The 14,874-nt window shown below is 40.7% G+C and carries 15 protein-coding genes; 8 read left to right on the top strand and 7 right to left on the bottom strand.

Annotation, left to right across the window (positions count from 1 at the left end; genetic code table 11):
* The first annotated feature begins 130 nt into the window (after positions 1-130).
* From ATK78_RS15065 to ATK78_RS15055, 3 genes are read left to right on the top strand one after another with little or no spacing between them, the layout of a single operon-like run.
* A complete protein-coding gene (locus ATK78_RS15065) occupies positions 131-1,153 on the top strand; it encodes a threonine aldolase family protein (protein ID WP_133576938.1) in 1,023 nt (340 codons plus the stop codon).
* A 48-nt stretch (positions 1,154-1,201) separates the two neighbouring features.
* The gene (gene accC / locus ATK78_RS15060; protein WP_133576937.1) at positions 1,202-2,689 is read left to right on the top strand and encodes an acetyl-CoA carboxylase biotin carboxylase subunit; all 1,488 of its coding nucleotides are present in this window, start codon (positions 1,202-1,204) and stop codon (positions 2,687-2,689) included.
* 4 nt (positions 2,690-2,693) lie between these two features.
* Positions 2,694-3,278 (top strand): riboflavin synthase, encoded by a 585-nt coding sequence (locus ATK78_RS15055; RefSeq protein WP_133576936.1) that lies wholly within the window; start codon positions 2,694-2,696, stop codon positions 3,276-3,278.
* On the opposite strand, the gene ATK78_RS15050 is transcribed toward ATK78_RS15055, so the two are convergent.
* On the bottom strand, positions 3,279-4,418 hold the full coding sequence (locus ATK78_RS15050; protein WP_133576935.1) for a tetratricopeptide repeat protein: 1,140 nt from the start codon (positions 4,416-4,418) through the stop codon (positions 3,279-3,281). It lies immediately after the preceding gene.
* 178 nt (positions 4,419-4,596) lie between these two features.
* On the opposite strand from ATK78_RS15050, the gene ATK78_RS15045 reads away from it, so the two are divergent.
* The 3 genes from ATK78_RS15045 (at position 4,597) to ATK78_RS15035 (ending at position 6,039) form a co-directional block, all read left to right on the top strand.
* Complete coding sequence (locus ATK78_RS15045; protein ID WP_133576934.1) at positions 4,597-4,896, top strand: hypothetical protein; 300 nt, start codon at positions 4,597-4,599, stop codon at positions 4,894-4,896.
* Between the two features lie 142 nt (positions 4,897-5,038).
* Positions 5,039-5,626, top strand: coding sequence for a porin family protein (locus ATK78_RS15040; protein WP_133576933.1), 588 nt, complete (start codon positions 5,039-5,041; stop codon positions 5,624-5,626).
* Positions 5,627-5,745: 119 nt separating this feature from the next.
* Entirely contained in the window at positions 5,746-6,039 is a 294-nt protein-coding gene (locus tag ATK78_RS15035; RefSeq protein ID WP_133576932.1) for a hypothetical protein, read from the top strand.
* On the opposite strand, the gene ATK78_RS15030 is transcribed toward ATK78_RS15035, so the two are convergent.
* From ATK78_RS15030 to ATK78_RS15020, 3 genes are all read right to left on the bottom strand, one after another.
* A complete protein-coding gene (locus tag ATK78_RS15030) occupies positions 6,036-6,956 on the bottom strand; it encodes a YihY/virulence factor BrkB family protein (RefSeq protein ID WP_133576931.1) in 921 nt (306 codons plus the stop codon). The genes ATK78_RS15035 and ATK78_RS15030 overlap by 4 nt on opposite strands.
* Positions 6,957-7,120: 164 nt before the next feature.
* Positions 7,121-8,251 (bottom strand): 4-hydroxyphenylpyruvate dioxygenase, encoded by a 1,131-nt coding sequence (gene hppD, locus ATK78_RS15025; protein WP_133576930.1) that lies wholly within the window; start codon positions 8,249-8,251, stop codon positions 7,121-7,123.
* Positions 8,252-8,288: 37 nt separating this feature from the next.
* Entirely contained in the window at positions 8,289-9,455 is a 1,167-nt protein-coding gene (locus tag ATK78_RS15020; protein ID WP_133576929.1) for a homogentisate 1,2-dioxygenase, read from the bottom strand.
* A 330-nt stretch (positions 9,456-9,785) separates the two neighbouring features.
* Between ATK78_RS15020 and ATK78_RS15015 the strand changes: the two genes are divergently transcribed.
* Positions 9,786-10,784, top strand: a complete 999-nt coding sequence (locus ATK78_RS15015) for a fumarylacetoacetate hydrolase family protein (RefSeq protein WP_133576928.1) — start codon at positions 9,786-9,788, stop codon at positions 10,782-10,784.
* 31 nt (positions 10,785-10,815) lie between these two features.
* Positions 10,816-11,703 carry a flavin reductase family protein gene (locus ATK78_RS15010; RefSeq protein WP_133576927.1) on the top strand — a complete coding sequence of 296 codons (888 nt, stop codon included), beginning with the start codon at positions 10,816-10,818 and terminating at the stop codon, positions 11,701-11,703.
* An 8-nt stretch (positions 11,704-11,711) separates the two neighbouring features.
* On the opposite strand, the gene ATK78_RS15005 is transcribed toward ATK78_RS15010, so the two are convergent.
* The 3 genes from ATK78_RS15005 to ATK78_RS14995 all read right to left on the bottom strand — a co-directional run bounded on the left by ATK78_RS15005 (position 11,712) and on the right by ATK78_RS14995 (position 14,804).
* Positions 11,712-12,251 carry a C40 family peptidase gene (locus ATK78_RS15005; protein ID WP_133576926.1) on the bottom strand — a complete coding sequence of 180 codons (540 nt, stop codon included), beginning with the start codon at positions 12,249-12,251 and terminating at the stop codon, positions 11,712-11,714.
* Positions 12,252-12,312: 61 nt separating this feature from the next.
* Positions 12,313-13,014, bottom strand: coding sequence for an SDR family NAD(P)-dependent oxidoreductase (locus tag ATK78_RS15000; protein ID WP_133576925.1), 702 nt, complete (start codon positions 13,012-13,014; stop codon positions 12,313-12,315).
* Positions 13,014-14,804: an aromatic amino acid hydroxylase gene (locus ATK78_RS14995; protein ID WP_133576924.1), complete on the bottom strand. Its 1,791-nt coding sequence runs from the start codon at positions 14,802-14,804 to the stop codon at positions 13,014-13,016. Before ATK78_RS14995 ends, ATK78_RS15000 begins: the two co-directional genes overlap by 1 nt.
* Between the last annotated feature and the right edge of the window lie 70 nt (positions 14,805-14,874).

Genomic DNA, 14,874 nt, shown 5'->3' with positions numbered 1-14,874 from the left:
TTAGAGGCATAAATCAAAACACTATTGTTACCTTTTGAAATTAACATTCCCATGATACCTTTGTAATATTTATCAATAGAATCTGGTTTAAATCCTTAAAAAATGAATATTTGTGTTAAGTAAAAAATATATGGCAGCAAAGATCGATTTTAGAAGTGATACCGTAACCCGGCCAACAGCAGGCATGATCGAGGCCATGATGACCGCCAAAGTAGGAGACGACGTTTATGGAGAAGATGAAACGGTTAAAGAACTTGAAAGTAAACTCGCCGGCCTCTTTAATATGGAAGCTGGTTTGTTTTGCCCTTCAGGAACAATGACCAATCAGATCGCAATAAAGTGTTTTACACAGCCTATGGATGAAGTGATCTGCGACCAGACTGCACACGTATATCGCTATGAAGGCGGTGGAATTGCGTATCATTCTATGGCTTCTGTCCGCCTGTTAAACGGCACCAGGGGAATATTGACACCTGAACTGATCGAACCGGAAATTAATGAGCAGAACATTCATTATCCAAATTCCAGTCTTGTTGTACTGGAAAATACGGTGAATAAGGGAGGAGGAGCCTGCTATAACTTAAACCAGATCGAACCGATCCATACCTTGTGTAATATCAAAGGATTAAAGCTTCATTTGGATGGTGCCCGGATCTTTAATGCATTGATCGCTACCGGAGATCAGGCAAAAGATTATGGGAAATATTTTGACGGAATTTCTATCTGCTTATCTAAAGGATTAGGTGCACCCGTTGGATCCGTTCTATTGGGTTCTAAAGAGACCATTCAAAAGGCAGTAAAGATCCGGAAGGCTTTTGGGGGTGGTATGCGTCAGGCAGGATTCCTTGCGGCGGCAGGAATCTATGCGCTGGATCATCATGTAGACCGGTTAAAGACAGACCACCAGCACGCATTGGCATTATCCGGGGCATTACAGGAAATGAGTTATGTAGCAGGAGTGATGCCTGTAGAAACTAACATTGTCATCTTTGAGGTTGCTGAAGGCTTTAAGGCAGATGCAATTGTACACCAGTTATCAGAAAAAGGTATTGCCTGCGGTACAACCGGGCCTAAAACCATCCGTTTGGTTACCCACCTGGATGTTACTCCGGAAATGATCGACAGGACCATAGAGGTCATTAAAAACTTATAATTTATAAAGGATTCCCTAATTATAAGAGATTATACTAATTTCGTTTACATGAATAAAATCCTCATTGCCAACAGGGGCGAAATCGCCCTGCGCATTATGCGTTCTGCAAAAGAAATGGGAATTAAAACTGTAGCCGTATATTCTGAGGCAGACCGCGAAGCACTTCATGTGCGCTATGCAGATGAAGCGGTATGCATCGGCCCTGCGCCATCTAATCAATCCTATCTGCTGGGCGAAAAAATAATAGAAGCCTGTAAAATTACCGGTGCAGAAGCCATACATCCAGGGTACGGTTTCCTGTCAGAAAATGCATCTTTTGCAAGGTTGGTTAAAGCATCCGGATTAATCTTAATCGGTCCAACACCAGAAGCCATGGAGGTTATGGGCAATAAGCTGTCTGCGAAAGCTGCCGCTTTAAGATATAATATTCCAATGGTTCCCGGAACAGATGAAGCAATAACGGATGTATCTGAAGCAAAGAAACGGGCATTGGAAGTTGGTTTCCCAATCCTCATTAAAGCAGCCGCCGGAGGTGGTGGTAAGGGTATGCGGATTGTTAACCAGGCTGCTGATTTTGAAGAACAGATGCAGCTTGCAGTAAGTGAAGCAGTTTCTGCGTTTGGTGACGGATCCGTTTTTATAGAGCGGTATGTATCTTCTCCGCGTCATATAGAAATTCAGGTGCTGGGCGATACGCATGGTAATGTTGTGCATTTGTTTGAACGGGAATGCTCCATACAGCGCAGGCATCAGAAGGTAGTAGAAGAAGCCCCATCCAGTATCTTGTCTGCCGAAACACGCCAGAAAATGGGCGATTGCGCAGTTGCAGTTGCAAAGGCCGTAAACTATGTTGGTGCCGGAACAGTAGAGTTTATTCTTGATGAAAATCTGGATTTCTTCTTTTTAGAAATGAATACCCGCCTGCAGGTCGAACATCCGGTTACTGAAATGATCACCGGTCTGGACCTGGTTAAAGAGCAAATTAAAATAGCACGCGGTGAGAAAATTTCCTACACTCAGAATGAATTAAAAATAAACGGTCACGCAATAGAACTGCGGGTATATGCAGAAGATCCGGATAACAACTTCTTACCTGATATCGGTATGCTGCAAACATACAGCATACCCAAAGGAAATGGTGTTCGGGTAGATGACGGCTTTGAACAAGGCATGGAAATTCCAATCTACTACGATCCCATGATCGCCAAACTCATTACCTACGGGAAAGACCGTGAAGAAGCCTTAGAACGAATGGTTCGTGCTATTGATGAATATGACATTACCGGTATAAAAACTACCCTTAACTTTGGGAAATTTGTGATGCAGCACGATGCGTTTAGATCGGGTAAATTTGATACACATTTTGTCAGTAAATACTTCGGTCCCGATAGCTTAAAAAGAGAGGACAACAATGAAGCACTTATGGCGGCTATATTTGCCGCTTTAGCCTTGAAGAAAAGAAATGCACCGCTTCAGGCAAGTCCTCAAAACTCCGATAATGGGAACTGGAGAAGGAACAGGCAGAAACTAATTTAAGAATATGTTTACAGGAATAATAGAAACGTTAGGGGAAATTACAGCGGTACAGGCAGAAGGCACTAATCTTCATTATACCATTCACTCGGCAATAAGTAATGAATTGAAAATAGATCAAAGTGTGGCTCATAATGGGGTGTGCTTAACCGTTGTAGAACTAACAGGAGATACTTATCGCGTTACTGCTATTGAAGAAACACTTCAGAAAACAAATTTGAAAACACTTGCTGTTGGCAATAAGGTGAATCTAGAACGGTGTATGCAGATGAACGGCAGACTGGATGGCCACATTGTACAGGGCCATGTTGATCAGACTGCAGTTTGTATCAAAAGAGCAGAACTGGATGGAAGCTGGGAGTACCGGTTTAAATACGATGCTGCGCCTGGCAATGTAACTGTAGAGAAAGGATCTGTCTGTGTAAATGGAATCAGCCTTACGGTGGTTGGCTCGGCAGACGATGAATTTTCTGTGTTCATTATACCGTATACCTTTGAACACACCAATCTGCACGAAGTGAATGTGGGTGATGCCGTAAACATCGAGTTTGATATTATCGGTAAATATGTGGCCCGCCTGGTTAACCGATAGCTACTTTTTTAGTTCAACGATCTTTTCTTTTAAAAATCCAATAAGCTTCGGCTGTATTTCCGGTTTTATGGTATTGAGGTAACGCTCGTAATACACAATTGCATTCTTTTTATCATTAAGTTTACTTTCATAAACCAATGCAATATTGTACAAAAGGCTGCCATCATTATCAAAGTTTAAACCTTTTTTATAAGCGGCATTTGCTTCATCGTTCTGATCAACACGTTCGTAAGAATCTCCGAGTAAACCATAATATCTCGAGATACCATCAGATATCCCAGCTTTAATTGCCGCTTTAAACTGAGGAATAGAATTTTTATAATCCTTTAATCCTCTGTACGTCAGCCCTAAATTATAAGAAAGTGCCTCTGCATCAAATGTAGTTACATCAACCATCAAAAAGTATTTAAGGGCATTGGTATAATCCAGTTTGGAATAATAGCTCTTGGCCATATTGCTTACCACAAAGTTTGAACTGTCCCCATAAGAAAGAAGTCTTAATCCTGTTGCAATACTTTCATCAAACTCTTTCATGAACAGGCAAATGGGTACTTTCATTTTTAACAGTTGCAGGTTGGCCGTATCTGCATTTAAGGCAGGGTAAAGTGTAGATTTGGCCCTTGCATAATCCTTCATATCCAGATAGAACTGGGTTAGGTCAAACGCAATTTCACCATCTATGGGATTTAGTTTGTTAGCCTTTAATAAGAACGAAAACTTTTCCACTAAATTCGGACTGATATCCGCCAGTTGTTTATACACCCTGTAATTCGTGCTGTCAATTGTTAAGATCTCCTGATAATAACCCTTTGCCTTCTCATTATTTCCACGTTTGATATTAATCGTTGCGAGATTAAATAGAATGGCTAGATTTTTCGGCTGCTGTGCATATAACTTTAAGTAGTTCTTCTGCGCTTCGGTAAGCTTATTGGCCATTATATTCGCATAAGCGAGTTGAGCAATCTCTTTTGGGTTTTCAGTGTCTTCCTTAAAAATGCTTTGTAAATATAGTGCAGCCTCCGCATAGCGCTGGGTCTGATAATAGTCAAGCAATTTTTCATTATCAAGCTTAATACCAGATTGGGCATTGCTGAATTGCACACCAATCAAAATAAAAAATAGAAAGCACAATCTTTTCATAACAGTTGGAATTTTAAACTAAAATATTAGTTATTTGTGGGTAATGCAAATTTGAATCTATTTTTTTAAACGTATTCTCAGTTTAAAGCGTATAAAAAGAAGGGGGATTGGAATACTGGCAAGGTAATTGGTTGATACTGGATGAAATAAAAATGTACATCTAATTAAAAATACAAATATGGATACGTTAAAAAAGTTTGAGTTGATGGAGAAAATTGTAAGAGAATTAGAAGACTTACAACACTCACAGCAGGCAATTATTCAGAAGATCGGAAAAATTGAAGTTGATAATATAGAACTTGGTGATAAAAGATTAGATAAAGATTTACCGGATATGCACCAAAGGGTAGCAGATAACCTGGATACCATTGTAGGTATTCTTGAATATTTTGCGGATAAGACCCAGAATTTTGGAAATAAAAATAATGTAGATGCGCTGAAAGAACAGCAAGCAATTGATGAAGTAACCGGTCATTAATCATTAACGAATTAGTCAATAATATGGAGAGCCCCTTTTTGGGGCTTTCTAATTTTTAACAATTGGAATAAATACGTAGTTTTGAATTTAAAATATTCTTAATTTCACGTAGATAATTTAAATCATATACTAAAAACATTTTATGAAAAAACTAATTTTATCAGCAGCATTAATTTGTTCGAGTTTATTTGGATTCTCACAAATACTTCCCAGCTTCCAGTTTGGAATAAAAGCCGGAGCCAACTTATCTAAATTAAGTACAGAAAACACGTTCGACAGCGATAACAGAGCTGGCTACTATGGTGGTTTTTGGGCAAGAATTGGTGCTGCGGGTATTCACTTACAACCTGAATTGTACTTAAGTGGAAAAAATACAACGTTAACTGATGCCAATGGATTAGAGAACGAAGTTAAATTTACAAGTCTGGACGTTCCGGTATTGGTAGGTACTAAAATTGGTGCAGCAGGGATAGGTCTTCGCTTAAACACTGGTCCGGTGGTGTCCTTTATTTTAAATGATGAACAAAAATTCGGACAAGCTGCAGGCAGCGTATTCCGTGGAGATTTTAAAGGACAATCGCTTGCATGGCAGTTTGGTGCAGGCTTGGACATTAAAAATCTTGGAGTTGATGTTCGGTTTGAACAAGGTCTTTCTAAAATTGGTAAAGATGGTTATGACGATACTAAACTGAGCTTATTTACAATCGGGCTTGCCTACAAGTTATTCTAAATTAACAAATGATAAAGAATTGTAAAAAGGCGCTGTAAAGCGCCTTTTTTATTTGACATTAATCATTTTTGGCTTTAAAATTGATGCCGGTACCTTACCTAAACTAATCGAATATAGCCATGAATATTAAAGAACTATTGTTGAACGGACAAAGCTTTTTAGAGCTTCTTAAACAATTCGCACTTAGTGCAGATGATGTTAAAATTAAAGATGAGGATGTGATCTTAAATGATCATAATCTGGAACATCGTGAGATCGTTAAAGAGAGTATTTGTATTGAAGGAAAGAATAAGGATGGTATCATCAACTTCTTTGGAACACTACATTACAACCTTATAAATAAGCTTGCTGTATTTGAAATGCAGGGATTTGAAAAAGTCTCAGTGCCGCAACCGGGTTTAATGGCAAGCTAATTTTCTTTTATTACTTCCTTAATTTCATAATGGAAAGCACCCTCAATAGGTCTGATTGGTGTTTCCCTGGAGTCACTTAGTACCTTCACATAGCAGGCACCGAAGTAAAAGATGAAAGAAGAATAGAATACAAAAAGCATGATCAGCACAATAGAGCCAGAAGTGCCGTAAATATTGCCAATGCCGCTTAAAGGTAACATGATTCGGAGGATAAACTTTCCAGCGGTAAACAGTATGCCCGTAAGTAGGCCGCCGCGTATGGATACTTTCCAGGTGGGCCGGCCATTGGTTAGATAACGGAAAAGAACACTGAACCAAATGGTTACAATGGCTACAAAGAGCAGTTGATTTAAAATATCCAGAAATATTTTGCCAAAGTTAGGAGAGGCGGTATTGATGTATACGCCAATAAAAGCCTGCACACTGTCGGTTAAAAAGCCAGTTATGAATAAAATTCCGGCAAGTAAAATAATTACCATAGACCGGCCCCTTAATTTCAGCTTAAACATAAAACCAGAATGCTCCTTATTTCCAATGGACCAGATCTGATCCATCGAGTTTTTAATTACATTAAATAATGTAGTCGCAACAAAAATAAAAAATACAAAACTGAGCAGGGTAGCATACCATTGGTGGTCAATACCTCTGATGTTTCTAAGCGTTTGCCGAATCTGACCCGTACTGCTGTCGTCCAGAATGTCAGCCAAACGTTCAAATATTCTCGACGCCAGTATTTTCCGGTCTATAAAAAAACCAAATAAGCGGATCAGGATTAAAAGAATAGGAGGAAGGGCAAAGTTTGCAAAAAAAGCAGTGGCACCAGCTAAACGCAGCGGATCGTTTTTTTGAAACAATTTAAAAGCAGCTTTAAAACGTGTAAAAAAAAGATTTACCCTGCTAATGATGTTAAATTCCATTCCCGGCATATTACTATAAAGGCCGAAAATAGCTATTTTTATTAAATAATACCTAATGATTCTATTTGCATACGATAAGGGGTACACGTTAAACGATTAAAACAATAAGAATATCCCAGACAGTATCCGGGATATTCTTAGACTTGCAAACAGTAGAAATTCGGTTATAGATTACCCCTCAGCTCCTGTTCGCGTTCTAAAGATTCAAACAATGCTTTAAAATTACCGGCACCAAAAGACTGTGCACCTTTACGCTGAATGATTTCAAAAAACAGCGTAGGACGGTCTTCAATAGGTTTCGTAAAGATTTGCAGCAAATAACCTTCTTCATCGCAGTCTACCAAAATGCCGAGTTCCTTCAGCTTGTTAATCTCCTCATCAATCTCACCAACCCTGGAAGGCATCATGTTGTAATAGGCTTCAGGGGGTGCACTTAAAAACTCAACCCCTCGAGATTTTAATTCTTTTACCGTCGCTAAAATGTCTTTAGTAGCAACAGCAATGTGCTGCACCCCTTCGCCTTCATAAAATTCCAGGTACTCTTCGATCTGTGATTTCTTTTTGCCTTCAGCAGGTTCATTGATCGGGAATTTAGAAAAGCCATTCCCATTACTCATTACCTTACTCATCAACGCAGAATACTCCGTATTGATCTGCTTGTCATCAAAAGAAAGGATGTTTACAAAGCCCATCACTTCCTCGTACCACTTTACGGTTTCATCCATCCGGTTCCATCCTACATTTCCAACACAATGATCTATATATAATAAACCAGCATCTGAAGGATTGTAGTCACTTTTCCAGTCCTGATAACCCGGTAAAAATGTACCGTTGTAATTTTTACGCTCTATAAATAAATGCACTGTTTCGCCATAGGTGTATATACCAGACATACGCACTTCACCATGTTCATCTTTGTGGGTTATAGGTTCCATATACGGTTTGGCACCCCTTTGGGTAGTTTCCTCAAAAGCGCTGTAGGCATCATCAACCCATAAAGCCAGGATCTTAACCCCATCGCCATGCTTTTTAGCATGTTCAGAGATGATGCTGTCAGATTTTAAGCCTGAAGTCAGTACCAATCTGATCTTTCCCTGTTTTAAAACATAAGAAGCACGATCGCGCACACCGGTTTCCGGGCCTGCATAGGCAAGGGACTGAAATCCGAATGCTGTTTTATAAAAATGTGCTGCCTGCTTTGCATTGCCCACATAAAGTTCAATATAGTCTGTTCCATTTATAGGCAGAAAGTCTTGTGCCCTGGCTATCTTTTCTGCAAATGTTTGTGTACTCATGGTTGATAAAATATAGTCTGTTTTTAGTATTAAATCTTTATTCTACGTTTTCCTGCCAGCTTTTATGATAGCCTTCATCCTCAATGTCTACCGCATCCTGGGTAAGCATTAACGGCCGGAAGGGATCAATCATCACGGCAAGCTCTCCGGTACTTTCTTTCCCGATAGACTTCTCTACGGTACCGGGGTGCGGTCCGTGAGGAATCCCTCCGGGATGTAAAGTGATCTGGCCCTTTACCACGCTCTTTCTGCTCATAAAATCACCATCTACATAATAAAGCACCTCATCACTGTCTACATTGCTGTGGTTATAAGGAGCAGGAATAGAAAGCGGGTGATAATCGTATTTGCGCGGTACAAAAGAGCAGATCACAAAATTATGTCCTTCAAAAGTTTGATGAACTGGTGGTGGCTGGTGCAGCCGGCCGGTAATGGGTTCAAAGTCATGGATAGAGAATGCCCATGGATAATGAAAGCCATCCCATCCAACAAAGTCAAACGGATGTGTGCCATATGTATATGGGTACATCAATCCCTGTTTTTTAATTAAAACCTTAAAATCCCCGAACGCATCAATGGTTTCCAGATCAGCAGGTCTTTTAATGTCGCGCTCGCAGTATGGAGAATGTTCCATCAGCTGTCCATATTCATTCCGGTAGCGTTTAGGCGAACGGATCGGACTAAAGCTTTCTATAATAAACAGCCGGTTCTTTTCATTGTCAAATTCCATCTGGTAAATGGTTCCGCGGGGTACCACCAGGTAATCTCCGTATTGAAACCTGATCTTACCAAAGCCTGTTTTCAAGGTTCCGGATCCTTCATGGATAAAGATCACTTCATCAGCCTGACTATTTTTGTAAAAATAATCCGTCATCGATTTTCGTGGTGCAGCAAGCGAGATGTGCAGATCACTGTTAACCAGAACAGGTTTACGGCTTTTTAAGTAGTCGTCTTCAGGTTTTACATTAAAACCGATTAGACTGGTGTGGCGAAGGTGCTTTTCCCGCGCAATTTTAGGTTCTACGGAATAAGGTTCGCCAAGCGACTTCACAATCGTTGGAGGGTGACAATGATAAACAAGCGAGTACAAGCTTGAAAATCCTTCAGTAGAAACGAGTTCTTCTGCATATAACTTACCATCTGGTTTTCGAAAAACGGTATGGCGTTTAGCAGGTATAGTTCCTAAGGTATGATAAATAGGCATATCAGTAGGTTTATTTTGGTTAAAGTATGGGTATCGTAAAGATTAAAACGGGAAACGTTTTAAATGAAAGCGCAGAAAGAGCTTACAAGGAATACTGAGCAAAAATGAGTTTAGAAAGCAGCGCATATCTAAAAGAGGCCAGTGCTTGTCTGGCAATTTGATCCTGATATGTAAAGTTGCTTTGTGTCATTTTATTGCGTCGGCTAAATTAGTTATTTAATCGATTATTCAAACAAATAATAATACAAAATCTAATCACAAGATATTTTATATACAGGTTTGCAGTAATTTTATATAGCTTTGACCAACTAATTATAAACGATTTATCATATGAAACTGGTATCCTATAAAACAGAAGACAGGGAACACTTGGGTGTTTTTGTAAACGGACATATTTATAATTTAAATTCTTGCGATAAGCAGCTGCCGGATGGTATGAATGACTTTTTAGCCGGTGGCGATGCATTGATGGAACGTGCAAAAAAGGTCAATCAGCAAATTAGATCTGCTGAAATAGAACCTAAAGAAGAAGCCTTTTTTGAATTGCTTGCCCCGGTACCCCATCCTTCATCCTGCAGGGATGGATATGCATTCCGCCAGCACGTTGCAGCAGCACGCAGAAACCGTAAAGTAGATATGATTGCCGAGTTTGATCAATACCCTATCTTTTATTTCACGAATCACAATGCCATTCAGGGACCAGGTGAAATTGAATGTATGCCTGATCATTTCCAGAAACTGGATTTTGAACTGGAAGTAGCTGTGGTGATAGGTAAAAAAGGACGCAACATCACAGCTGCAGAAGCTGACAGTTACATTGCCGGATATATGATCATGAATGATATGAGTGCAAGAACACTTCAGATGGAAGAGATGCTGTTAAATCTCGGCCCGGCAAAAGGAAAAGATTTCTCAACCGTGATCGGCCCCTGGATGGTAACACCAGATGAGCTGGAAAGCTATAAAACAGCAGCTAAGCCCGGACATACCGGAAATGCTTATAACCTTAAAATGACCTGTATGGTAAATGGAATCGAAGTTTCTGCAGGTAACACAGCAGATATGGATTGGACCTTTGCGGAGATCATCGAACGTTGTGCCTATGGGGTAGATATATTGCCCGGAGACGTAATTGGCTCAGGAACTGTTGGAACAGGCTGTTTTTTAGAGCTTAACGGCACCGGATTGCTAAATAATGCAAACTATAAACCACAATGGCTTCAGGATGGGGACGTAGTAGAAATGGAAATTACCGGTCTAGGCCGATTGAGCAATACCATTAAAAAAGCAGACACCGACTTCTCCATTTTAGCTTTAAAAAAGAAATAACCAACGGCATTAAAAATGCCGACAGACATTTATGCTGACTATAAAAACTTCAGACCTTAGTCCGGCGCAATTGCAGAACTACATGCAGTATGCCATTGCACCGCGGCCAATTTGTTTCGCAACCACCATTGATAAAGCCGGGAACATTAATTTAAGCCCGTTTAGTTTTTTCAATATGTTTAGTACCAATCCACCAATGTGTGTGTTTTCGCCAGCCAGGAGGGTGCGTGACAATACGACCAAGCATACGCTTGAAAATATCCTGGAGGTAAAGGAATGCGTAATCAATATTGTAAATTACCCAATGGTACAGCAAATGAGCCTGGCCAGTACAGAATATGCCAAAGGAGTTAATGAATTTGAAAAGGCAGGTTTCACCATGCTGCCATCGCAGCTGGTAAAACCGCCAAGGGTAGCCGAAGCCCCGGTACAGATGGAATGTACAGTAACTGAGGTAATCCACCTGGGTGAAAACCCCGGAGCCGGTAATTTGATCCTTGCAGAAGTAAAGCTGATCCATATCAAAGAAGAGATCCTGGATGCAGAGGGTAAAATAGACCAGGAAAAAATTGACCTGGTTGCACGCCTTGGAGGTGATTGGTACTGCAGGGTTACTGCAGACAATTTATTTAAAGTAGCCAAACCTTTAACCACACTTGGAATAGGAGTAGATGCGTTGCCAAAGGGAGTAAGAAATTCGATGGTATTAACCGGAAATGATCTTGGGATGCTTGGCAATGTGGAACACCTGCCAACAGATGATGAAGTAGATGCCATTCGAAATTCTGAAACTGTAAAAGAGATTCTGGATGCAACAATAGGAGATGCAAACAACCGTGAACGTGAACTGCACGACTTTGCTAAACAATTGTTAAGCAGGGGATCTGTGAATGAAGCTTTAAAAGTGGTGTTGCTTTAAGTAAAGATCTACAAGATACTTACTACCTTCATGAAACGTTTTCTATAAAAGCCATCGTCTAAACTGGAGATGGTAACACCACGTTTGTTGCCAGATGAAGAGTGAATGAATTTAATCTCTTCGCCATCAATAGAATAAATGATGCCTACATGCCCAATACTTCTGGATTTGCTGTTGGTACCGGTAAATAAGATCACATCACCAATTTTGGCATCTTCCAGCTTTCTTGGCTCACCACTTGAGGCAAACTCCCTGGAAGAACGCGGAACTTTAAAGCCAAAATTACTGAACACATAGTTAACAAAACCAGAACAGTCAAAGCCTTTCTTCGGACTGCTTGATGCATAACGGTAACGGATACCGATCATTGATTTTGCAAATTCCAGTAATCTGTTTGGGGAGGTAACCACCTTTTCTTCTTGCTCCTTTGGCAGTTGTTTAATCAGCTGATCAACCAGCTCCCGGTATTGAAGGGGTACAGTTGTTTGCGATTTCACTGCGAACATACTACATAGTAGTATACTGAATAGAATAAAGGTTTTCTTCATATCAATAAGCTAAAGATATTAAAAAAAGTACTCAACGGTAAAAATGTTGATAACTTATTGGCTAAGGTGTGGTTACCGCTACCGGGAGCGTCTTTCCATTAAAAAATTTATGCCCGGTCCTGGCAAAGTCTGCAACATACTTACCCATTTCAAATGCCATTACCGGAGATTCATAGCCCGGAAAAGCCTGCTCCAGCATTTCCGTCTGTGCAGATCCCAAAGCCAGGCAGTTTATCTTAATGCCTTTATCCGCAAGCTCAATGGCTAAACATTCAGTTAGAATATGAAGGGCAGCCTTGCTGGATGAGTAGGCCGACAAACCTGGAAACTTAACACTTCCCTGAAAACCACCCATGCTTCCAATATTTAAAATATGGCTGCCTGCAGCCATTAGCGGAATCAGGTTCTGGATCATATTAAAATGCCCAATTACATTGCTTTCCATCATCTGCCAGAGATCAGTCGGAGTCGTTTCTAAAAATGGTTTATTTACTAAAGCGCCTGCATTATTGATGAGGATATCTACATGACCCAGCCTTTCCTTTAAAAAAGGCACCAGGGCAGCATAGTCGTCGTGAACAATGTCAAACTCCACAGGCAGCAAGGTGCAGTCCGGAGAAATTCCCTTTGCAATTTCTAAAAGCTTGCGCAGCTTGTCTGCAGAACGGGCTATGCATACCACTTTATTTTCTGCACTTAATGTAAATTCTAATGCGGCTTCAAATCCAATTCCGCTGCTGGCACCAGTTAATACGATATTCATTAATTTTCTTCTTCTTCAGTAATGAGTTGAGTTACAGGATTTGCAATGATGTGCAGTCCGTCATTGATTAGTTTTTTATGATCAGCCTCCCGGATTGATTTAAGTTCCAAATAGATGCGAACCTCTTTTTCAAGTTCCGGGTTAACACCGGTATGGTGCAGTATTTCGAGTATTTCCAATGCAGAAAGCCAATCGTGGCGGTGTTCTGATTTCAATGTATTGAACAGATCGGAAAGCAGACCAAACCTCTCCTGTTTTTCACGGATCTCACGTACGCTTTTATAGATCTGATGCAGCTTTTGGGTCTTTTCATCATAAGAGACCTTATGAGTTTGCTTGTCACTAATGTGAGTAAGCTCTTCGTATGCATCTTTATCAGCAGCACCATTAAAAACTGAAACGATACGTTCCCCGACAGCCATATCATAAGTACCCCATTCCGGCTGAAACAATATATTTCCGTTACTTTCCTTAACCCTGCAGTCTTCAAATACAATCAGGATGGTCAGGTTCTGATGTCTTATAATTTCTTTAACTGTTCCCGTTACCTGGATTCCGCTTTCAAAAGTAAGCTCCGCAGGCTGTCCGGCAACAACGCCAATCTCTCTAAGTTGTACAAGGTCAAAGTTCTCCAGCGCAGTATCTGAGTTTTTCAGCCGCCCAACAGGCGATGAAAAACCATCCTTATGATAAAATTTACCATGACCATCTAACTGCTTGCCGTCTGCCGCTAAAGCAGAGGGGCCGGTTGTTTTAATGAAAGTAAGTTCATCATTGCGGTCTAAGCCCATATCAGTAAAGATCCCGGTAACTTGTAATCCTGAACTGTAAACAGCAGTTGCCGCATTTTTACATTCAATGGCCTTAACGATGCTTTCAGAACCACCGCGTCTAAACGCCATGGTATCGGCAAATTGTTCCAGTACATCAATAAGGTTCTGGAAGGTTTCGGTCACAAATAGCTGGGGCTGGGTTTTGGTAATGTCGTACGGATAATTTACGGTGTATTTATTGTACCACAGTTTCCTGACATCAGCACGCATACAGGAAGAGCTTTCACCAATGGAAGAAAGCAGACCTGCACCATAGATCTTAGGGTTCTCTAAATTTCCGATCAGGCCATATTCAACGGTCCACCAATGCAGCCTGCCAAGCAAAGCCATTTCAGAAGGGTCGCCCATATCTTCAGCAATCTGTTCCAGGTGTTTTTCCGCTTTGGCAAGCTCCTGCTCCGAAACATCAACGGCTTCCTTTAAAATAGAAAGGTTGCGAATGGCCTCATACAACTCAAAGTCTTTTGAAGAGAACATGGCTTTGGCACCAATAGAACCAAAGTAGCTTAAGTAATTGTTATAATCGGTATCGGCAATGATGGGGGCATGGCCGGCAGATTCATGGATGATATCAGGGGCAGGCGTATACTCAATGTGATTGATCTGGCGAATATCAGCAGCAATAACCAATACCCGGTACGCCTGGTATTCCATAAAGGCAGCTGGAGGAATAAAGCCATCCACAGTAACCGCACCCCAGCCAATCTTTCCGAGGTTGTCGTTCATGGTCTGCAGATCTGGAATATATTCAATACTTAATCCGGCACGTTGCAGGCCTTTGATATAAGGGTAATAGGCAACATCTTTTAGGTAACTGTAATTCTGACGCATTACGTACCGCCAAACCGCCTGATCTATTGGAGTGTATTTTTCGTAATGCTGTTCCACAATGAACTGTCTCAGGTGCTTTGGCAGCCCTGCAACCTGAGGGTTATTAAAGTCATTAAAATCACTCATATCGCTTTCTCTTTGGTTGGGCACAATATAAGCCTATCGTTAAAGTTTAGCAAATAAATGTCGGGCTTTG

This window comes from Pedobacter metabolipauper (genome assembly GCF_004362715.1).
Classification (GTDB): Bacteria; Bacteroidota; Bacteroidia; order Sphingobacteriales; family Sphingobacteriaceae; genus Pedobacter; species Pedobacter metabolipauper.
The sequence above is the reverse complement of the archived record's forward strand: the minus strand, read 5'-3'. Positions and strand labels throughout refer to the sequence as shown.